Source organism: Haloferax sulfurifontis (assembly GCF_014635105.1).
GTDB lineage: Archaea > Halobacteriota > Halobacteria > Halobacteriales > Haloferacaceae > Haloferax > Haloferax denitrificans.
Genome location: NZ_BMCI01000003.1, coordinates 445,267 through 463,663 on the forward strand (window position 1 = coordinate 445,267; position 18,397 = coordinate 463,663).

The 18,397-nt window shown below is 69.8% G+C and carries 21 protein-coding genes; 16 read left to right on the forward strand and 5 right to left on the reverse strand.

Features of this window, described 5'->3' with window-relative positions:
• Positions 1-74: 74 nt before the first annotated feature.
• Positions 75-728: a PH domain-containing protein gene (locus IEV64_RS10600; protein ID WP_188423839.1), complete on the forward strand. Its 654-nt coding sequence runs from the start codon at positions 75-77 to the stop codon at positions 726-728.
• Positions 725-1,372 carry a PH domain-containing protein gene (locus IEV64_RS10605; RefSeq protein WP_188423840.1) on the forward strand — a complete coding sequence of 216 codons (648 nt, stop codon included), beginning with the start codon at positions 725-727 and terminating at the stop codon, positions 1,370-1,372. Before IEV64_RS10600 ends, IEV64_RS10605 begins: the two co-directional genes overlap by 4 nt.
• A 63-nt stretch (positions 1,373-1,435) precedes the next feature.
• On the opposite strand, the gene arcD is transcribed toward IEV64_RS10605, so the two are convergent.
• The gene (arcD, locus tag IEV64_RS10610; protein WP_188423841.1) at positions 1,436-2,893 is read right to left on the reverse strand and encodes an arginine/ornithine antiporter ArcD; all 1,458 of its coding nucleotides are present in this window, start codon (positions 2,891-2,893) and stop codon (positions 1,436-1,438) included.
• Positions 2,894-3,123: 230 nt separating this feature from the next.
• Between arcD and IEV64_RS10615 the strand changes: the two genes are divergently transcribed.
• From IEV64_RS10615 to IEV64_RS10650, 8 genes are all read left to right on the forward strand, one after another.
• On the forward strand, positions 3,124-4,920 hold the full coding sequence (locus tag IEV64_RS10615; RefSeq protein ID WP_188423842.1) for a vWA domain-containing protein: 1,797 nt from the start codon (positions 3,124-3,126) through the stop codon (positions 4,918-4,920).
• A complete protein-coding gene (locus tag IEV64_RS10620) occupies positions 4,920-7,382 on the forward strand; it encodes a VWA domain-containing protein (protein WP_188423843.1) in 2,463 nt (820 codons plus the stop codon). Before IEV64_RS10615 ends, IEV64_RS10620 begins: the two co-directional genes overlap by 1 nt.
• Positions 7,379-8,002, forward strand: coding sequence for a chromosome partitioning protein (locus IEV64_RS10625; protein WP_188423844.1), 624 nt, complete (start codon positions 7,379-7,381; stop codon positions 8,000-8,002). The genes IEV64_RS10620 and IEV64_RS10625 overlap by 4 nt, the downstream gene beginning before the upstream one ends.
• On the forward strand, positions 7,995-8,927 hold the full coding sequence (locus IEV64_RS10630) for a DUF7502 family protein (protein WP_188423845.1): 933 nt from the start codon (positions 7,995-7,997) through the stop codon (positions 8,925-8,927). The genes IEV64_RS10625 and IEV64_RS10630 overlap by 8 nt, the downstream gene beginning before the upstream one ends.
• Positions 8,920-9,936: an AAA family ATPase gene (locus IEV64_RS10635; protein WP_188423846.1), complete on the forward strand. Its 1,017-nt coding sequence runs from the start codon at positions 8,920-8,922 to the stop codon at positions 9,934-9,936. The genes IEV64_RS10630 and IEV64_RS10635 overlap by 8 nt, the downstream gene beginning before the upstream one ends.
• Positions 9,937-9,943: 7 nt before the next feature.
• Positions 9,944-10,843, forward strand: coding sequence for a DUF58 domain-containing protein (locus IEV64_RS10640; protein ID WP_007273552.1), 900 nt, complete (start codon positions 9,944-9,946; stop codon positions 10,841-10,843).
• A gap of 66 nt (positions 10,844-10,909) precedes the next feature.
• Positions 10,910-12,148, forward strand: coding sequence for an MFS transporter (locus tag IEV64_RS10645; RefSeq protein ID WP_188423847.1), 1,239 nt, complete (start codon positions 10,910-10,912; stop codon positions 12,146-12,148).
• Between the two features lie 125 nt (positions 12,149-12,273).
• Positions 12,274-12,720 (forward strand): ester cyclase, encoded by a 447-nt coding sequence (locus IEV64_RS10650; protein ID WP_188423848.1) that lies wholly within the window; start codon positions 12,274-12,276, stop codon positions 12,718-12,720.
• Positions 12,721-12,758: 38 nt separating this feature from the next.
• Here the strand turns inward: IEV64_RS10650 and IEV64_RS10655 are convergent, their stop codons facing one another.
• Positions 12,759-12,956 carry a DUF7501 family protein gene (locus IEV64_RS10655; RefSeq protein WP_004063678.1) on the reverse strand — a complete coding sequence of 66 codons (198 nt, stop codon included), beginning with the start codon at positions 12,954-12,956 and terminating at the stop codon, positions 12,759-12,761.
• 197 nt (positions 12,957-13,153) lie between these two features.
• Here IEV64_RS10655 and IEV64_RS10660 point away from each other — a divergent pair, with 197 nt between their 5' ends.
• Both IEV64_RS10660 and IEV64_RS10665 read left to right on the forward strand, forming a co-directional pair.
• On the forward strand, positions 13,154-13,579 hold the full coding sequence (locus tag IEV64_RS10660) for an EamA family transporter (protein ID WP_004968015.1): 426 nt from the start codon (positions 13,154-13,156) through the stop codon (positions 13,577-13,579).
• An 82-nt stretch (positions 13,580-13,661) separates the two neighbouring features.
• The gene (locus IEV64_RS10665) at positions 13,662-14,225 is read left to right on the forward strand and encodes a thioredoxin family protein (protein WP_089778254.1); all 564 of its coding nucleotides are present in this window, start codon (positions 13,662-13,664) and stop codon (positions 14,223-14,225) included.
• 39 nt (positions 14,226-14,264) lie between these two features.
• On the opposite strand, the gene IEV64_RS10670 is transcribed toward IEV64_RS10665, so the two are convergent.
• On the reverse strand, positions 14,265-14,693 hold the full coding sequence (locus IEV64_RS10670; protein ID WP_007273548.1) for an RNA-binding protein: 429 nt from the start codon (positions 14,691-14,693) through the stop codon (positions 14,265-14,267).
• Positions 14,694-14,727: 34 nt separating this feature from the next.
• Positions 14,728-14,937 carry a hypothetical protein gene (locus IEV64_RS10675; protein ID WP_004968012.1) on the reverse strand — a complete coding sequence of 70 codons (210 nt, stop codon included), beginning with the start codon at positions 14,935-14,937 and terminating at the stop codon, positions 14,728-14,730.
• A 161-nt stretch (positions 14,938-15,098) separates the two neighbouring features.
• Here IEV64_RS10675 and IEV64_RS10680 point away from each other — a divergent pair, with 161 nt between their 5' ends.
• On the forward strand, positions 15,099-15,677 hold the full coding sequence (locus tag IEV64_RS10680) for an NUDIX hydrolase (protein WP_188423849.1): 579 nt from the start codon (positions 15,099-15,101) through the stop codon (positions 15,675-15,677).
• Positions 15,678-15,690: 13 nt separating this feature from the next.
• Here the strand turns inward: IEV64_RS10680 and IEV64_RS10685 are convergent, their stop codons facing one another.
• The gene (locus IEV64_RS10685) at positions 15,691-16,077 is read right to left on the reverse strand and encodes a 2Fe-2S iron-sulfur cluster-binding protein (protein ID WP_007273545.1); all 387 of its coding nucleotides are present in this window, start codon (positions 16,075-16,077) and stop codon (positions 15,691-15,693) included.
• Between the two features lie 179 nt (positions 16,078-16,256).
• Here IEV64_RS10685 and IEV64_RS10690 point away from each other — a divergent pair, with 179 nt between their 5' ends.
• From IEV64_RS10690 to IEV64_RS10700, 3 genes are all read left to right on the forward strand, one after another.
• A complete protein-coding gene (locus IEV64_RS10690) occupies positions 16,257-16,940 on the forward strand; it encodes a DsbA family protein (RefSeq protein WP_007273544.1) in 684 nt (227 codons plus the stop codon).
• A gap of 147 nt (positions 16,941-17,087) precedes the next feature.
• Positions 17,088-17,675 (forward strand): TlpA family protein disulfide reductase, encoded by a 588-nt coding sequence (locus tag IEV64_RS10695; RefSeq protein ID WP_007273543.1) that lies wholly within the window; start codon positions 17,088-17,090, stop codon positions 17,673-17,675.
• Positions 17,675-18,367 (forward strand): cytochrome c biogenesis CcdA family protein, encoded by a 693-nt coding sequence (locus IEV64_RS10700; protein ID WP_188423850.1) that lies wholly within the window; start codon positions 17,675-17,677, stop codon positions 18,365-18,367. Before IEV64_RS10695 ends, IEV64_RS10700 begins: the two co-directional genes overlap by 1 nt.
• The last annotated feature ends 30 nt before the right edge of the window (positions 18,368-18,397 follow it).

The following is an 18,397-nucleotide window of genomic DNA, read 5'->3' on the forward strand; positions in this document are numbered from 1 at the left end:
ACGGTACCGTGGACCAAGGATGGCGGTCCCCTCCGGCGGAACACTATTCCACCGCCGGCGGGAACCTGTCCGCCATGGACACCGAGTTCGATTGGCTCACCCTCGACGACGACGAAACGGTCCTCTGGGCCGACACCCCGCATCCCTACAGCCTCGTTCCCTCCTTCATCGTCGGCGTCCCGCTTTCGTTCGTCCTCGTGGGCATTCCGCTCCTCGTCGGGTCGTACCTCTCGCACAAGAACACGAACTACGTCGTCACCTCCGACGCGCTCTACCGGAAGACGGGCGTCCTCTCCCGGAGCGTCCAGCGCATCGAGTTCGACAAGGTACAGGACACCTCCTACAGCCAGACGTTCCTCGGCGGGCAGTTCGGCTACGGCTCCGTCAACATCAGCACGGCCGGCGGGAGCGGCATCGAGATGAGCTTCCAGAACGTCGCCGACCCGCAGTCGCTCCAGACGCTCGTCAACGAGCGAATCAAGCGCCGCGCCGGGCCGGAGACCGACGCGGAGGGGAAGGCGGCCGTCCTCGACGACATCCTGACGGAACTCCGCGCGATTCGGCGGGCCGTCGAGGGCGACGACGAGACGACCGGGAGCGACGACGCGACCGACGACGTGACCGACGACGCGACCGACCGAGCGGGCGACGAACCCGACACAGACCCCGACTCCGACGCCATCGAACCGAGCGACTTCGAGTTCGACGCGACGACCGACGAGCGATGACGGGCGGCGATTCGGGACCCGCCGGGTCGACGCCGGACGACTCCGCCGCAGAGAGCGCCGCGACCGACTCGACGGCCGGCTCAGCGACCGACTCGGAGCCCGTCGCGGCCATCGACGACTGGCTGGCTCGCGGCGACGACGAGACCGTCCGCTGGGAGGGCCGTCCGCGGATACAGACCGTCATCCCCGCCGCGGTCGTCGGTCTCGCCATCGTCGTCGTCGCGGCCGTCGCGGCCGCCGCGAACGGCGTGCCCGAACTCGCGGTCGCTGGCCTCGTCGGCTTCCTCTTGCCCGCGTGGTCGTACCTCCGCGTCACCAACACCCGCTACGTGGTCACCGACCGGGCGCTCTACCGGAAGACGGGCGTCCTCTCCCGGACGGTCCAGCGCGTCTCCCTCGACCGCGTCCAGAACAGCGCGCTCTCGCAGGGCGTCACCGGGTCGCTGTTCGGCTACGGGACCGTCGCGGTCGAGGCCGCGGGCGGCGGCGCAATCCGCTTCGATGACGTGGACGACCCCGGTGCCGTGCGCGACCGAATCGAGGGCCGCGACGACCGCGATGGCGACGAACTCCCCGGCACGGTCGAGCAGTGGGCCGCCGTTCGCGACGAGGTGCGGGCGCTCAGAGCGGCCCTAGAGCGATAGTAGAAAAGCGATAGTTTTCGGTTCGGTATCGGTATCGCGACGCAGGGAAGGTTTCGCGTCGCGTCAGTCGTCGTCAGACGCGGTAGCGGCGGGGCCGGGCCGTGCCGTGCTGTTCCCCGAGAAGCCGACGCCCGCGAGGACGAAGGCGAACAGCACGAGCGGCGAGAGGTAGCCGAAGAAGTAGTACGGGGCGTACTGGAGCGTCGAGACGCCGAGGACGCCGGCCATGTACGCGCCGCCGGCGTGCCACGGGAGGAGCGCGCCGGTCGGCGTCCCCGCGGACTCGATGGCCTGCGAGAGGTCCGAACTGCCGAGGCCGAACTCGTCGTAGGTGTCGCGGAGCGTCATGCCGGGGACGACGATGCTCATGTACTGCTGGGCGGTGAGCGCGTTGGTCAGAATCGCCGAGACGCCGGTCGAGGCGACGAGCAGGCGCGGGCTCCGAATCCCGCGCTGGAGGCGGTGGGCGAGGACCGCGAGCACGCCCGTCTGTTCGAGCAGGCCGCCGAGGGTGAGCGCCGCGACGACGACGGCGATGGTCCACGCGGAGCCGGAGACGCCGCCGGAGGCGAGCAGGCTGTTGACGAGTTCGGAGCCGGTCTCCGGCCCGGTGCCGCTCATGAACGTCTGCCACGCCGCGACGAACGACGCGCCCTGCACGAGGACGCTCGTGAACGCGCCGGCGAACGCGCCGGCGAGGAGGACGGTCAGCGCGGGGTAGCCCGCCGCGGCGAGGCCGAACGTGACCGCCAGCGGGAGGAACGCGAGGAGCGTGATGTCGTACGAGGAGGCGAGCGCGGTCTGAATATCGGCGATTTGACCGGCCGGAATCGTCCCGGTGATTCCGAGGCTGAGGACGACGAAGCCGACGAGCGAGAGGCCGAACGCGACGGCCGTTCCGCTCCGCATCGCGCGGATGTGGTCGTAGAGGTCGGTGTTCGTGACGGCGGCCGCGAGGTTCGTCGTGTCCGACAGAGGCGACTGCTTGTCGCCCGCGTACGCGCCGGTGAGAATCGCGCCGGCCGTCATCGGTTCGGGGACGCCGAGCCCCGAGCCGATGCCGATGAAGGCGACGCCGAGCGTGCCGACCGCGGTCCACGACGAGCCGATGGCGAAGGTGGCGATGCCGACGAGAAGCGCCGTCGCGGGCAGGAACACCTGCGGCGACAGCAGGTCGAGACCGTAGTACATCAGCGTCGGAATCGTCCCCGCGGCGACCCACGTCGAGACGACGCCGTAGATGGTAAACAGGATGAGAATCGCCTGTAGCCCCATCGACAGACTGCGTTCGATGCCCTCGTAGAGGTCCTCCCAGGTGTAGCCCCAGACGAACCGGCCGAGGAGGCCGACCAGCGCGATACTCCAGACGAGCGGGATGTGCGGGTCGAGTCCCAGCCACGCCGACCCGAGGCCGAGGAAGGCGACGAGTCCGAGCACCGGAACGAGCGCCTGTTTCAGCGTCGGACGCTGGTCCGGAGCGATGTCGTCGTACGACCGCGGTGTGTACCTATCAGTTCCCATCGTAGCTCGACAAATAACTTTAGAGCATAAAATTGTGTCGTGTTATGATTCAAGAGCATTGTTATGCAATGACGTACTTTTAGCTGACAGTATAATGACTATCGATAATATCTCGCCGAAATCGACCCGCGCGAGCGACCCCATCGTTCACGTACTCGGACAGGTCGATAATGCGGAACGTGTCAACGAGTAGGGAAACAGCCATACTGGAGGCGCACCACGGGTCGGGCATGGCCCTCTCCGAGTTCTTCTTGTTCCCTCTCGGGTTGGTCGCCCTCTTGGGGGCGGTCCCGCTCGTCGTCCTCTATCTGCTCCGGCCGGAGCCGGTCCGGCGCACGCTCCCGACCTTCCGGTTCCTCGCGGACTCGGCCGGACGAAACGCCTCGAACCCCATCTTCGACCGCCTGCTTCGGAGCCTGCTCCTCCTCATCCAGCTGGTCGCGCTCGTCGCGCTCGTCGGGTCGCTGGCGACGCCGTACGTGCTGGTCCCCGAGTCGGAGACCGTCCAAGAGACGGTCCTCGTCGTGGACACGAGCGCGAGCATGGGCGTCCGCGACGGCGGTGGGACGCGATTCGACAGCGCCCTCGCCGCGGCGCGAGACGAGGTCTCCGGCACGACGTCGGTCGTCGCGGCGGGGGCGAACGCGGACGTGGTGCTCCGCCGGGGGAGCGCGCCCGACGCCCGCGCCGCCCTCGACGGTCTGCAAGCGAGCGACGCGCCGGGCGACCTCCGCTCCGCGATTACCGCCGCCGCCTCCGTCGCCGGCGAGGACGCCCGCGTCGTCGTTCTGAGCGACTTCGCCGACGACTCGCCGTGGAGCGACGCGGTCCGCGAGGCCCGCGCCCGCGGCCTCGTCGTCCAACTCCAGCAGTTCGCGGGCGGCGGACGGGGCAACGTCGGCATCGTCGACCGGCGCTTCTCCGGCGCGAACGTCACCGTGACGGTGAAGAACTACGGCGAGTCGGCGGTTACTCGGACGCTCTCGCTCGCCGGCGCTACCCGCGAGGTCCGCATGGACCCCGGCGACGTGGCGACCGCGACGCTCCCGGTCCCCGCGGGCGGCGGGCGCGTCGCGCTCTCGCCGGGCGACGCCTTCCCGACCGACGACGCGCTGTTCGTCGCGGCCCCCGAGGACGCCTCGGTGGACGTGCTCGTCCTCACGAACGACGAGAACCGCTATCTGACGGCCGCGCTGTCCGTCATCCCCGAGGTGTCTCTGACCGTGGACAACCCGCCGACGGCCGTCTCGACGAACTACGACGTCGTCATCTACAGCAACGTCAACCCCGGTCGCCTGCTCGCGGGCAACGTCGAGGCCGGCCGGGAAATCGTCGCCGACGGCGGCGGCGTGGCGATTCAGGCCCAAGAGGAGTCGCCGAACTACGGCGACCTGCGCCTCGTCTCGCAGGGGAGCGTCGAGACGAACCCGACCATCGGGACCGTCGAGAGCCACCCGATTACCCGCGACATCACCTTCCCGCCGCCGACCGAGTACGTCGCGGGCGACCTCCGGTCGGGCCAGTCGCTCGTGAACACGACCGGCGGCACCTCGCTCGTCGCCGTCGAGCGCCGCGGGGCCGGTCGCGTCCTCTACTACGGCTTCATGGAGGACAGTTCGGCGTTCAAGTACAACTACCAGTACCCCGTGTTCTGGAAGCGCTCGGTGTTCTACCTCGCCGGGCGCTCGACGCTCTCAGAGTTGAACCGCGAGACGGGCGGGTCGCTCGCGGCGGGCGCGAACCAGACCGTCGAGACGCCCGCCGGCGAGGCGACCGGCCCGGAGGTCCGCCTCGGCGACGCCGGCTTCTACCGCGTCGGCGACGAGCGGTTCGCGGCGTCGCTCCTCAGCGAGGCCGAGTCCGACGTGGCCGCCGCACCGCTGGACGGCGAGTCGGCCCCCGGAGACTACCCGACGCGGGTCGAAGAGCGCGAGGTCCCGGACCCGCTGACCGAGTGGGCCGCGCTGGTCGCGCTCGCGGCGACGATGGTCGAGTTGGCCTACCTGCGCCGGCGGGGTGACCTCTGATGGCGGCGCTCGGGTCGGCGTCGGCCGCGCTGACCGCGCTGGCGGATGTCGCCGTCGCCGGCACGGCTCCCGCCGCCGCGACGACGCCCCTCGCGTGGACGGCCGAGGCCGCGGGCCGGACCTTCGGCCTCCAGCGCCCGCTGTTCCTCGTCGCGCTCCCGGTGGCCGCGCTCCTCGCGTGGGCGCTCATCTTCCGCGGGGCCGACGGGACCGCCGGCGGGCGCTCCCGGCGGCTCCTGTTCGCATCCCGGTTCCTCGTCGTCCTCCTGTTGGTCGTCGCGGCCGCGGGGCCGTACACCGTCACGACCCGGATGACCGACGGCGACCCGCAGGTGACGCTCCTCGTCGACGACTCCGACAGCGCGGCGGTCACCGAGGACGTGGCGTCGCAACTCGCGGCCGACATCGAGGACGAGGGCGTCCCCGTCACGACCTCGACGGTCGCCCGCGGCGACGAGTCGCCCATCGGCGACGCCGTCGCGGCCAACCTCAGACCGGACGGGACGGTTGTCCTCGTCTCCGACGGACAGGTCACTTCGGGGCGGAGCCTCGCGTCCGCGACGACGCTCGCCCGCGACCTCAACGCGACGGTGAGCGCGGTCGGCGTCGAACCGACCGAGACCGAACAGTACGTCACCGTCAGCGGCCCGTCGAAGACCAGCGTCGGCGTCGAGAACGCGTTCCTCGCGCAGGTCGACGGGGTCGTCCCCGACGACGTCGAGACCGCGACCGTCGAACTCGCCGTGGAAATCGACGGCGAGGAGGTCGCCCGCGAGACGGTCAACACCACCGACGGCGTCGAGTTCACGCGGACGTTCGAGACGACCGGAACCCACCGCGTCACCGCCCGCATCGCCGGCGACGACCGCTTCGAGACGAACGACGTGTTCCGCAAGACGGTCCGCGTGGTCGAGCCGCCGCGGGTGCTGTACGTCTCCCGCGGCGACTACCCGTTCCGCGACTACCTCTCGCAGTTGTACGACGTGGAGACCGCCGAGACCGTTCCCGCGGACCTCTCGTCGTACCACGCCGTCGTCCTCCAGGACCTCCGCGCCGAGGACGTGGGCAACGCCGACTCGCTCCAGCGGTTCGTCATCGACGGCGGCGGCCTGCTGACCGTCGGCGGGCGCAACTCGTTCGAAAACGGCGGGTACGACGGGTCGAGCCTCGCGTCGATGCTCCCGGTGACGACCGGCGAGGGCGCGTCTCAGCAGACGAACCTCGTCTTCGCCATCGACGTCTCGGGGAGCGCCGAAAGCGGCATGCGCGTCCAGAAGTCGGTCGCCCTCGACGCGCTCGACCAGCTCGGCGACGAGAACCGAGTCGGCATCGTCGGCTTCAACTACCGCGCTTACGACGTCGCACCGCTCCGCCCGCTCGGGCCGAACCGGGAGTCGACCGCCGACCTCATCCGCCGGCTCCAGTCCGGCGGCGCGACCGACATCGCCGTCGGCCTCGACGGCGCGGCCCAGCAACTCGGCGACAGGCGCGGGACGATTATCCTCATCAGCGACGGCCACGACCGGTTCCAAGACGCCGCGACGCTCGCGGACCAACTCGGCCGCGACGGGGTCCGCGTCATCGCCATCGGGACCGGCCCGAGCCCGAACGAACGGACCCTCCGGGCCATCGCGCGGGCGTCCGGCGGGAACTACCTCAGAGCCGACGAGACCGACCGGCTCCGCATCCTCTTCGGCGGGTCGAACCGCCAGTACGCCGGCGACGGCCTCACGGTCGTCGACCAGAACGACTTCGTCACCGCCGGGGTGGAGCTGACCGCGAACCCCGGGAGCGTCAACGACGTGTCGGTCAGGAGCGGCGCGAACTTCCTCGTCGCGGCCGACGACGGCACCCCCGCGGTCGCCTCGTGGCGCTACGGGCTCGGCCGCGTCGCCACCGTCACCGCCTACGCGGGCGACGGCACGCTCGACGGCCTGCTCCAGCGCCCCGACTCGCTTCTGCTCACGAAGACCACGAACTACGTCATCGGCGACCCCGAGCGGAAGGCGTCCGGCGTCGCCGAGGTGTCTGACACCCGCGTCGGCGAACCGACGACCGTCGTCTACCGCGGCGGCGAGCGCCCGCGGGGCGTCGAGGAACTGAGCTTCTCGGCGGTCAGTCCCGGCGTCTACGAGGCGACCGTCGTCCCCACGGAGACGGGCTACCGAGACGTGCTCGACACCGCCTTCGCGGTGAACTACCCCGTCGAGTACGCGGGATTCGGCCGGTCGGCCGCGCTCGAAGCCGCCGTCTCCGACAGCGGCGGGACGATATACGGCCCGAACGACGCCGACGAAATCGCCGCATCCGCCCGCGACAACGCCGCCGGCGTCCAGCCCGTGCGCGACGACTGGGCGGTCGCGTTCGTCGCCGCCGCGTTCCTCCTGTATCTCACCGAGGTGCTCGCCCGGCGTCTTCAAGTGTATCGGGGTCGAACGCAAAGTGAAGGTGGTTTGATATGAGTGCGCTGGGTCGGTCCCTCAACCTCGGTCTCGTCGTCATCGTCGTCCTGCTCACCGCCGGAACCGTCGGCGCGACGATGTTCTACCAGTACTCGGTCGACTCGCTCGACCAACAGAACGAGCAGTTGCGCGAGCGAAACGAGGCGCTCGAAGAGGACCTTTCGGAGACCCGACAGGACCTGTCGGCGACGCGGACGGAGCTACGGGAGTTGAACAACAGCCTCGAACGCACCCGCGGCGACGTCTCGCAGGTCTCCGACAGCCTCGAAGACACGGAGTCGCAACTGTCGTCGACGCAGAGCGAACTGTCGTCGACGCGGGGGGAGCTTCAGGAGACGGAAAACAGCCTCGAAGACGCCCGCAACCGAATCAACGACCTCCGAGCGACGCTCGACGACCTCGAAGAACAGCGCAACCGCCTCGAAAACCAGATAGACGACCTCGAAGCGGACAACGAGGAGCTCGAAGCGACGAACGACCGACTGGAGAACCGGATTGATTCGCTTCAGTCCGAGGTCTCCCGCCTCGAAGACCGGGTCGACGCGCTCGAAGTCGACCTCCGGGAGGCCTGTGCCGGCTACCAAGACGGCAGTGAACCGGCGGTGTGTAGCGGTGTCTGAACCGACCTCGACCCCCGACGACGCCGGCGCTGACGAGGGCGGGCCGCCCGACGACGCGGGAACTCCCCGCCGCGAGGCGATGGCCGACGCCGTCCGCGAGGTTCGCCGCGAGGCCGCGAAGGCCGCCGCCGTCTCCAGCGTCGTCGACGCGGCGGTGGCGACGCTGTTGGCGAACGTCGCGTTCCGGGTCGTCGAACTCCCCGTCGAGTCGTCGGTGTCGCTCGGCTTCCTCCCGCGGGTGGACCCGGCCATCTCGGTCCACGTCGCCGTCCCGCTCGCCCTCGCGGTGGGCCTCCTCGTCGGCGTCGCGGAGTACCTCATTCTGATGCGGGAGCCGCCGGTCGAGCAGTTCGAGGCGGTGAACCCGTCGGTCGCCGAGGCGTTGCGGACCGCCCGCGACCTCGTCGCCGACGACGGGAACCCGAACCGAGACTCGCGCATGTCGGCCGCGCTCTACGACGACGTGCTGTCCCGCCTGCGGGAGTCGTCGTCGGTGGAACTGCTTCCGACCCGCCGCATCGTCGGCGCGCTCGTGGTCGCCTTGCTCCTCTCGGCGGGGAGCATTCAGGTCGCCATCTCGGACATCCAGTTCGAGGGGCTCGCCGGCGACGGCGCCTCCGCGGGCGACCGCCCCGACCGGTTCTCCGACGAGGAGACGCGGCTCCAGAACGGGAGTTCCATCCTCGGCGACCCCGAGGACGTGGCCGCCGGGTCGGAGCAGTTGAACGCCACCGTCGCCGGCACCGGCGGCAGTGGCGACGGAGACGGGCCGGAGTCGGCGGCCGCGGCCTACGACTCGACCGGCTACGGCGGCGACAGCGCCGTCGAGAGTCAGCGCGCCGGCTACCTCGCCGACGACACGCTCGAAGAGGCCGACCTGATTCGCGACTACACCTTAGAGATACGAGAGACCGAAGATGAGTGACAACCCAGACCGGCTCGGAGACGACGGACAGCGGACCGCGGTCGACGGCGACGCCGCGGCCCCGACAGACGACGACCTCAGCATCGAGGAGCTCCAAGCGAGCGTCGGCGCGGTCAGAGACGAGGTCGGAAAGCGCATCATCGGCCAGCACGACGTGGTCGAGCGACTGCTCGTCTGCGTCCTCTGCGACGGCAACGCGCTCCTCGAATCGAACCCCGGACTGGGGAAGACGACGCTCGTGCGCGCCCTCTCGGACGCGACCGACCTGCAGTTCTCGCGCGTGCAGAACACGCCCGACCTGATGCCCTCGGACATCACGGGCACCGAAATCATTCGCGAGACGCCGGAGGGCCGGGACTTCGTGTTCGAGCGCGGCCCCATCTTCGCCAACGTCGTTCTCGCCGACGAGATAAACCGGGCGACGCCGAAGACGCAGGCCGCGCTCCTCGAAGCCATGCAGGAAAAGCAGGTGACCGCCGCGGGCGAGACCTACGAGCTTCCGGACCCGTTTTTCGTCCTCGCCACGCAGAACCCCATCGACCAGGGCGGCACCTACCCGCTCCCGGAGGCGCAGACCGACCGCTTCCTGATGAAGATTCTCGTCGGCTACCCCGAGTTCGACGAGGAGCGGACCATCGTCAAGCAGTACGCCGAGGGCGCGGCGTCGCCCGAGGTCGAGCGCGTCCTGCCGCGGACGCACCTGCTTGCGGCCCAACGGCTCGTCCGGCAGGTCCCCATCTCCGACGACATCCGCGACCGGACCATCGAACTGGTCCGCAAGACCCGCGAGGACGAGCAGGTCGAGTTCGGCGCGAGCCCCCGCGCGAGCATGGCGCTCGTCCTCGCCGCGAAGGCGCGGGCGTTCGTCCACGGGCGCACCCACGTCTCGTGGGAGGACGTCGTCGAGATGGCCCCGCCGGTCATCAGACACCGCATCATCCTCGACTTCCGGGCGGAGCGCGAGGGACTCGACCCCGACGACGTGATTCGGCGGCTGTTGAACGAGTGACTGAGCGATGATAGACCCCGGCTTCCTCGACGAACTCGACCGGTTCGACACCTCGCTGAAGCGCGTCTCGAACGCCCGGCGGCAGGGCGAACAGGAGTCGCCGGACGTGGGCGAGGGGCTCACCTTCAGCGACCACCGCCGGTACGCCGCCGGCGACGACCCGCGGCTCATCGACTGGAAGGTGTACGCCCGGACCGAAGAGCTGTTCATAAAGCGGTTCGAGGCCGAGCGGAACCTGACGGTCCACGTCCTCCTCGACGCCTCGGCGTCGATGGACTTCGGCGAGGGCGACGCGAACAAGTTCGAGTACGGCGCGAAGCTCGGCCTCGGCTTCTGCCACCTGACGGCCGAGGAGAACAACGACTTCCGGTTTTCCCTCCTCGGCGACTTACCCGACCGCATCGACACCGACGCGTCGAGCCGCGGCGAGGTGCTCCGGCTCGTCGAGCGGCTCAACGAGACGACGCCCGGCGGCGACGGCGACATCACGGCCGCGCTGTCGACCTACGCCGAGACCATCCACTCGCGGTCGCTCGTGGTCGTCGTGAGCGACCTGCTTTTCGACCCCGACGACGTCGCTTCCGGCCTCGCCGCGCTCGCGCGAAACGACGTGCTCGTCGCACAGGTGCTCACCTCGGAGGAACTCGGCCCGGAGGCGACGGGCGACGCCATCTTCGAGGACCCCGAGTCCGAGGCGACCCGGCGGACCTACTTCGGCGGGTCGGCGGCGCGGCAGTACACAGACCGGCTCCAATCGCATCTCGCGGCGGTGGACGAGCGGTGTCAGGCGCTCGGCGTCGAGCGCGAACTCGTCGACACCGGCGCGGACTTCTTCGACACGTTCGCCGACCTCTGGCTCGGCGCGCGGCTCGGCGGCGAGCGCCGCGGTGGCCGGGGTGGCGGCTGACCCACACGCAGGACCAACGTCGCCGCGGACGGCGGGCTTTTCACGAATCACCTCCCATTGACCGGTGTGACGGAGACACAGGAGCGCCGCGTGGTCGGCCTCGTCGCCGGCTCGCACGTTGTCAACCACGCGTATCTGGTCGCGCTCGCGCCCGTTATCGGCCTCGTCGCCGACGACTTCGGTGTGAGTATCGCCGCCGTCGGCCTCGCCATCGGCGTCCAAGGCGGCGTCGTGACGCTCCTGCAACTCCCCTTCGGCTACCTCTCCGACGCGCGGAGCCGGACGCTCGTCCTCGAGATCTCGCTCGGCTTCGGCGCGGCGGGCATCGTCGCCACCGCGCTCGCGCCCTCGTACCCGTGGCTCCTCGCCTCGCAGGCGCTTCTCGGCGTCGGCATCGCGGGCCACCACCCCGCCCACTACCCGCTTTTGGCGACCGCCTCCTCGGAGACGAACCGCGGGCGGGCGTACTCGCTCCACGCGCTCGGCGGGTCGCTCGGCTTCGCCGTCTCGTACGCCATCGCCGCCGGCGTCGGCGCGCTCGGCCTCGGCTGGCGCTGGACCGTCGCGGGAATCGCCGTCTTCGGCGCGGCGTTCGCGCTCGTCGCGCTCCCGGTCGCCCGCGGCTTCCCCGAGCGAATCCGAAAGCCGGCGGCGGAGGACCGCCCGTCGTCGCGCCCCACGCTCGCGGGGATTCGGCGGGGCGCGTCGGAGCTCCTCTCGTCGTCGGGGCTGATGGGTCTCACGCTCCTGTCGTTTCTCACCTCGGCGGCCGCGTGGTGCATCCGGACGTACGCGCCGCAACTGCTCACCGCCGGCTACGGCCTCGCGCCGGGGACGGCGAACCTCCTCGTCTCGGCGATGCTCGTCGTCGGCGCGGGGACGATTCTCGTCGGCGGCGCGCTCACCGACCGGGTCGGCCCCGGCACCGTCGCCCTCGGCGGCTACGCCGCGCTCGCCGGACTGGCGACGCTCCTCGCGAGCGGGTCGCTCCCGCTCGCGCTCGTCGTGTTGATTCTCCCCTTCAGCGGGACCATCAGCGTCTCGCGGCCCGCGCGCTCGACGCTCGCCGACCGCCTCTCCGAGCGCGCCGACCTCGGGAAGAACTTCGCCGTCGTCACTATCGGCATCTCGCTCGGCGGGGCCGTCGCGCCCCCGGCGTTCGGGGCGCTCATCGACCTCGCGGGCGTCCGCGTCACCTTCGGCGTCGTCGCCGTCCTCGGCCTGCTCTCGTTCGGGCTGACCCGGTGGCTCCTCGGACGGGTCGACGGGTCGGCGCGGCGGCCGCAGGCGGCCCCGAGCGACTGAGGGCGGTTGCGCGCGGAGCGACCGGCAGGTGCGACCGGTCTTCGGTTCCCTTCTCCGGCGACGTTCGTGAGAGCAAGAATCCATAACTAAGCCGCTGTCGGCCGTCTCTCCGAACGGTGGTGGAAATGTCGGCAACATCCGAGAGAGAACAACAGCACCGAGACTCGTTCATGCGCGTGGCGGACGAACTGTGGAACAAACGCGACTACGAGGTTATCAACGAGGAGTACGACCCGCTGGTCGAGGTTCACACGTTTTCGGAGCCCGAGGGGCTCATCGGCACCGACGCGGTCGATGAGTGGGCGCGCCGGTATCACGACGCCTTCTCCGACTTCCACGTCGAACTGTTCGACGTGACGGCGCGAGACGACAGCGTCTACGGTCGGTACCGCCTGACCGGCACGCACGACGGGACGCTTCGGAGCGCCCGCGGCGACATCCCGGCGACCCACCGGAAACTCGATACGTGGGGAATCGTGCAGGCGCGCTACGAGGGAGGCCTGTGCGTCGAGGAGTGGAACAGCACCGACATCATGTCGATGCTGTCGCAACTCGGCGTCGCTCCCGAGTGAGCAGGCCGAACCGCGAAAAACAACCGTTTTTTGGCCGCCTATCCGGACCACTCGCCGCGGACGTCGTCGGCGACCGCGTCGCGCCACATGCCGAACCCCTGTTGACAGATGGGGCTCTCTTCGAGGTGGTCCATGAACCCCTCCCCTTCGCTCTCCAGTTCGTCGAGACAGAACGGACACCGAGTCGGGTCGTCCCACGTGTGCGCGATGACCGAGGGTTGTACTTCCTGGGACATACACACCATTACGGGATAATACTTGATAAAAATTTGGCTGGTGACTGTATGAGTTTTCGTTTGTCTATACATGATGGGGGCATGTACTCGATTCTAAATCTGGTTTCACTGGCCCGTCTCCGTGTTATCACGGCTCGTTCGCGCCGACTCGGCGCTGAATCGTAACCCTATACACGACTCGGGGCCGCGTTCTATCCGTGAACTACATCTCGTGGGCGGTCGTCGCGCTCGGGGCCTACTCGCTCGTCGCACCGCTGATGAAAGTGGCGACGACCGGCCAGGACAAAATCCCGAGCGACGTGGCCGCGTTGGTCGCCAACGGCGTCCTCGTCGTGGCGACGGCCGGGGTCATCGTCGTCTCCGGCCAGCGCGTCACCGACTCGGTCGTCAGCCCGAACCTCCCCTACGTCCTCGCCGCCGGTGTCTGCCTCGCGGTCGGCATCCTCGCGTACTACCGGGCGCTCGCGCTCGGTCCCGTCTCCGTGGTCGCGCCAATCTTCGGGATGTTCCTCGCGGTCTCGTCGGTCGTCGGCATCGTCGCGCTCGGCGAGCCGCTGACGGTTCGCAAGGTCGCCGGCATCGGCTTCGCGGTCCTCGCAATCGCCCTCGTCTCCCTCGACTGAGCGGGCGTCCCGGGGCCGCCGACGCCGACGCGGGACTGCCGCGGGCCAACCGCTTTTCATGCTCGCGGGCCAACGTGGCGGCATGGTACTCCTGGAATCCGACTCCGAGCTCGAACGCGGCGACGCCGCGCCCGACTTCGAACTCCCCGGCACCGACGGAGAGACGTACTCCCTCTCGTCGTTCGCCGACTACGACGCCCTCCTCCTCGTCTTCACGTGTAACCACTGTCCGTACGCGAAGGCGAAGTTCGAGGAACTGAACCACCTCGCCAGCGCCTACGACGACCTCGCTGTCGTCGGCATCAACCCCAACGACGCCGAGGACCGCCCCGAGGACTCCTTCGAGCGGATGCAGGAACTCGTCGAGGACGGCACGATTGGGTACACCGCGTATCTCCGCGACGAGTCACAGGCGGTCGCCGCCGAGTACGGCGCGGTCTGCACACCCGACCCGTTCCTCTTCGAGAACACCGGCGACGACTTCGAACTCGCGTTCCACTCCCGCATCGACGACGCGATGAGCCCCGACGACGAGGTGACCGACTACGAGATGCGCACGGCCGTCGAGGCGCTTCTCGCCGGCGACGACATCCCCGTCGAGGAGTACCCCTCGCAGGGCTGTTCCATCAAGTGGAAAGACGCGTAGAATAGTTCACCGCGGGAATTCGACCGACTTCGGACGACCCTACTCGTCGCCGAGGAGGGCTTCGCGGGCGTTCTCCACCGCGGCTTCCTTCTTCGCCGGGTAGGCCTCGACTTTCGCGCGGAGCGTGAGGCCGCCGCCGCGGCGGGCCTCGCCCTTGAACGCGGCCTGTTTGTCCAGCCGCAGGAAGAACTCCGTGTTGTCCGTGACGCGCTGGTCGAGTTCGTCGAGGAGCGTCTCGAAGTCGGGGAGGTCGCGAATCTTGTCGAGGACGTGCCGCACGTCGTTGGCGCGCTCGACGCGCGCGGAGAAGACGATGATGCGGTCGCCGTGGTGGCCGGCGCTCTCGACGCGGTCGACGTCGAACTCGTCGGGGAGGAACGCCCGAAGCGCCTCCTCGACCCGTTTTTCGTCTTCCGTCTCGTAGCAGAACGTTCGGAGGTCGATGTAGTGGAACGGAACGCGTGGCATAGTGGGTCTGGGAGGCGTCGGTCGGTGGGTCGCGTTACTCTTCGTCGGCTTCGTCGGCTTCGTCGGCGTCGGCGGCTTCGAGCTGGTCCTGCGCGATGCCGACCTCCTGACCCTCGTCGAAGCTGATGGTGTAGGTCGGCTCGCCGAACATGCTCTCGATGACCTGCGTGACCGTGCCGGTCTCGCCGTCGAACTCGCTGTGCTTGTCGTGCAGAACGACCTTGTCGTCTTTCTCGAAGCTCATACGCACAGGTTCCGCGCCACCGGATAAAAGGGCGATGATTGGCCGCGAAGTCGCCGGCTCCCCCTCAGGACGGCGCGTGTCGAAGCCGATTTGTGGAGTCGCGCCGAACCGTGGAGTATGCCGAGTCGCCCGCTCGCACATCGACCGCCGGACGCGCGCCGATGACGGTCGACGACCTGTGGTTCCTCGCGGACGAGGCGCGACAGCGCGCCGAGCAGGCCTACCACCGCCTGCGCCGGAGCCACGCCGACGCCGACTACCTCGAACCGGTCCACACCCGCCGCGTCTCCCGCCCGCGGTTCCGCACGCTCGCCTCCCGCGTGAAGTCCACGGGGACGCCCTACGGCGTCCACACCGTCGTCCGCCGCCGCGACGACGAGATACTGCTCGTCCGCCACGAGGGCGTCGACCTCTGGGTCCTCCCCGGCGGCGGCGTCGACGGCGACGACGAGGGCTTCACCGAGGCCGCCCGGCGCGAACTCGCCGAGGAGGCCGGTATCAGCGCCGACTACGGGGGCCTCGCGATGGCCACCAGAATCGACATCCGCTGTGACGGCCACCAGACGTGGGGCGTGATGCCCGTCTACCGCGCCCGCGCCGACGCGGCCGCCGAACTCAGCGTGAACGACCCCGACGAGGAGATATCGGCCGCGCGGTGGTTCCGCGTCTCGGAGCTCCCGGCGGACACCCGCGACCGCGACGACCTGCTTTCGTGGTACGACCACGTCGCCGGCGACTGACCGGGTCGCCGACTCAGTCGGCCCGTTTCGGCGTTCCGCGCGCGTCGGCACCGTCGCGCACCTCAGCTTCGTCGCCGTCGTCGCCGTCGGCGTGTTGGCCCCAAAAGCCGGGGTACTTCTCCACCCAGAGGTCGCCGAGGACGACCGTCTGGCACGCCAGTCGGAGCCCCGAGTCGGGGTCGTGCGGGGGGAACCGGAGCCGGCGGCGCTCCTTTTTCGTCCGGTAGGTCACGGGGCCGCGGACCTCGACGGCGCAGGTCCCGCACGAGCCGCCGCCGCGGCAGTTGAACCACGACGAGTGACCGTTGTGCGGCGACTCACCGGCCGCGCGGAGCACGTCGCGGAGGACGTCCCCGCGGTCGCACTCGATTTCCCGGCCGCGGAAGTGGACGGTTGGCACGTGTGAGGGGACGCCGCAGGGGGGTTAATCAGTGTCGCTTGGGGGACGACGGAAATCGCGGCGACGTCGGCGGCCGCCGATATCGCGGTTCCCGAACCGAACCACGAAAAGCGGCAACGCCCTCCGAAACCCTCGATTCGCCTCGGAGAATCTAAGTTCGTTCGCCCCCGAACCCGACCATGCGCAACACACGACGCGCGTATCTCGCCGCGACGGCGGGTGCGCTGACGCTGGGCACCGCCGGGTGCCTCGGCGGCGGAAGCGGCGGTTCCGGAAACGACGCCGTCGCCGCCATCGGTTGCGAAGTCCCCGAGCGCGACACGGTCAGCTCCCTCCCCACGCCGGTCATCGGGTCCGAGGACGCGAGCGTCGTCGTCGACGTCTGGGAGGACTTCGCCTGTCCCCACTGCGCGACGTTCGCGGTCGACGTCGCCCCGCAACTCCGGTCCGAGTACGTCTCCGAGGGCGTCGTCCGCTACCGCCACCACGACTTCCCGATTCCGGTCGACGACTGGTGGTCGTGGAAGGGCGCTTCGGCGGCCCGCGCCGCTCAGGACGAGGCCGACGACGAGACCTTCTTCGACTTCGCCCACACGCTCTACGAGAACCAGTCGGAGTTCAGCGGCGGCGACGCCGAGGGCTCGCTGTCGACGCTCCAGTCTCTCGCGAACGACGCCGACCTCGACGGCTGTTCTGTCGCCGCGGCCGCCTCCCGCGAGCGTTACCGCCCGCTCGTCGAAGCCGAGCGGACCGAGGCCGTCGACGAGCGCGGCTTTCAGGGCACGCCGACCGTCCTCGTCGACGGCGAGCAGGTCGCTCCGCGGTGGTCCGACCTCCGGAGCGCCGTCGAGAACGCCCGATAATCGGACGCGAGTCCCACGATTCGACGCCCACACCATCTCTCACGCGGGATTCGCGCACGACACCAGCGACGCTTTACGATGGGATTCACTAGCCACGAGTATGCACACGACGCGACCGCGCTCCCGACTCCGCCGAGGTGACGACCCGTGAGACGACGCGCCCTCCTCTCTCTTCTCGCGGGCGCGGGCGTCGCCGGCGTCGCGGGCTGTCTCGGCGACGGGTCCGCACCCGCGGACGCGACCGAGACGACGGCCGGAGCCGCGGACGAGAGCACCGAGACCGCCTCAGCGACGGCGTCGTCCGAGGCCGGCGACCTCCCGCTCGTCATCGACACCGTCGACGCGCAAGGATCGTCGGCCGGCGAGGTCCGAATCCCCGCCGAGGGGACGCCGACCGTCCTCGACCTCTTCGCGACGTGGTGTGCGCCCTGCGTCGCCCAGATGGAGTCGCTCCGGGCGCTCCACGATGAGTTCGGCGACGACGTGGCGTTCGTCTCGGTGACGAACGAGCGCCTCGGCGGCGGCCTCACGATGGACGATATCCGCGACTGGTGGACCGAACACGACGGGAACTGGACGGTCGGCCACGACCCCGACAGCGACCTGATGCGCGCGGTCCGCGCGAACGGTCTCCCGTATCTCGTCGTCTTCGACGCCGACGGGTCGATAGCGTGGACCCACCGCGGCCTCGCCAGCGAGGAGAACCTCCGCGCCGCCGTCGAGGACGTCGCCTGATGCCCGGGTTCGGTCTCGGCCCCGCCTTGGGGTTCGACTCCGCGTTCGCCGGCACGCTCGCGTTCGCCGTCAGCGCCGGCGTCGCCACCTTCTTCGCGCCCTGCGCCTACCCGCTTTTGCCCGGCTACGTCGGCTACTACCTCTCCAGCGAGGAGGCCGACCTCGGCGGCGCGGTCGTCCGCGGGGCGGTCGCGTCGCTCGCCGCCTTGGTCGTTCTCGGCGCTATCGGGAGCGCCCTCGCGGTCGTCGGCGGCCGCATCGCCTCGCACCTCGCGCTCCTCGAACCGCTCGTCGGAGCGGCGCTCGTCGGCTTCGGCGTCCTCATGTTCACCGGTCGCGCGCCGAGCCTCCACGTCGTCCTCCCGGAGTACCGGTCGTCAGTCACCGGCTTCGCCGTCTTCGGCGGGGTGTACGGCCTCGCCGCCGCCGGCTGTGTCGTCCCGATTTTCCTCGGCGTCGTCACCCAGTCGCTCGCACTCCCGACCGCGCAGGCGGTCGTCTCGCTCGGAGCCTACGCCGCCGCCGCGGCGCTCCCGCTAGCGGTCGTCACCGTCGCGGCCGCGCTCGGCGGCGACCGGATTCGGTCGCTGTCGGGCTACGTCGGGTCGATTCAGAAAGTCGCCGCGGTCGTGATGGTGCTGGCCGGCCTCTGGCAGATTTGGCTGGCGCTGTCGTTCTTGGGACACGTCTGAGGGCGCGGCCGACCAGAGACGTAACGGGAG

Bases quoted from the DNA above. Each gene is read 5' to 3' on its own strand.
- IEV64_RS10700 (WP_188423850.1), top strand. From the start codon at position 17,675: ATGCCCGGGTTCGGTCTCGGCCCCGCCTTGGGGTTCGACTCCGCGTTC.
- IEV64_RS10650 (WP_188423848.1), top strand. From the start codon at position 12,274: ATGTCGGCAACATCCGAGAGAGAACAACAGCACCGAGACTCGTTCATG.
- IEV64_RS10665 (WP_089778254.1), top strand. From the start codon at position 13,662: ATGGTACTCCTGGAATCCGACTCCGAGCTCGAACGCGGCGACGCCGCG.
- IEV64_RS10615 (WP_188423842.1), top strand. From the start codon at position 3,124: ATGGCCCTCTCCGAGTTCTTCTTGTTCCCTCTCGGGTTGGTCGCCCTC.
- IEV64_RS10635 (WP_188423846.1), top strand. From the start codon at position 8,920: ATGAGTGACAACCCAGACCGGCTCGGAGACGACGGACAGCGGACCGCG.
- IEV64_RS10680 (WP_188423849.1), top strand. From the start codon at position 15,099: ATGACGGTCGACGACCTGTGGTTCCTCGCGGACGAGGCGCGACAGCGC.
- IEV64_RS10640 (WP_007273552.1), top strand. From the start codon at position 9,944: ATGATAGACCCCGGCTTCCTCGACGAACTCGACCGGTTCGACACCTCG.
- IEV64_RS10675 (WP_004968012.1), bottom strand. From the start codon at position 14,937: ATGAGCTTCGAGAAAGACGACAAGGTCGTTCTGCACGACAAGCACAGC.
- IEV64_RS10690 (WP_007273544.1), top strand. From the start codon at position 16,257: ATGCGCAACACACGACGCGCGTATCTCGCCGCGACGGCGGGTGCGCTG.
- IEV64_RS10625 (WP_188423844.1), top strand. From the start codon at position 7,379: ATGAGTGCGCTGGGTCGGTCCCTCAACCTCGGTCTCGTCGTCATCGTC.
- IEV64_RS10655 (WP_004063678.1), bottom strand. From the start codon at position 12,956: ATGTCCCAGGAAGTACAACCCTCGGTCATCGCGCACACGTGGGACGAC.
- IEV64_RS10620 (WP_188423843.1), top strand. From the start codon at position 4,920: ATGGCGGCGCTCGGGTCGGCGTCGGCCGCGCTGACCGCGCTGGCGGAT.
- IEV64_RS10670 (WP_007273548.1), bottom strand. From the start codon at position 14,693: ATGCCACGCGTTCCGTTCCACTACATCGACCTCCGAACGTTCTGCTAC.
- IEV64_RS10600 (WP_188423839.1), top strand. From the start codon at position 75: ATGGACACCGAGTTCGATTGGCTCACCCTCGACGACGACGAAACGGTC.
- arcD (WP_188423841.1), bottom strand. From the start codon at position 2,893: ATGGGAACTGATAGGTACACACCGCGGTCGTACGACGACATCGCTCCG.
- IEV64_RS10605 (WP_188423840.1), top strand. From the start codon at position 725: ATGACGGGCGGCGATTCGGGACCCGCCGGGTCGACGCCGGACGACTCC.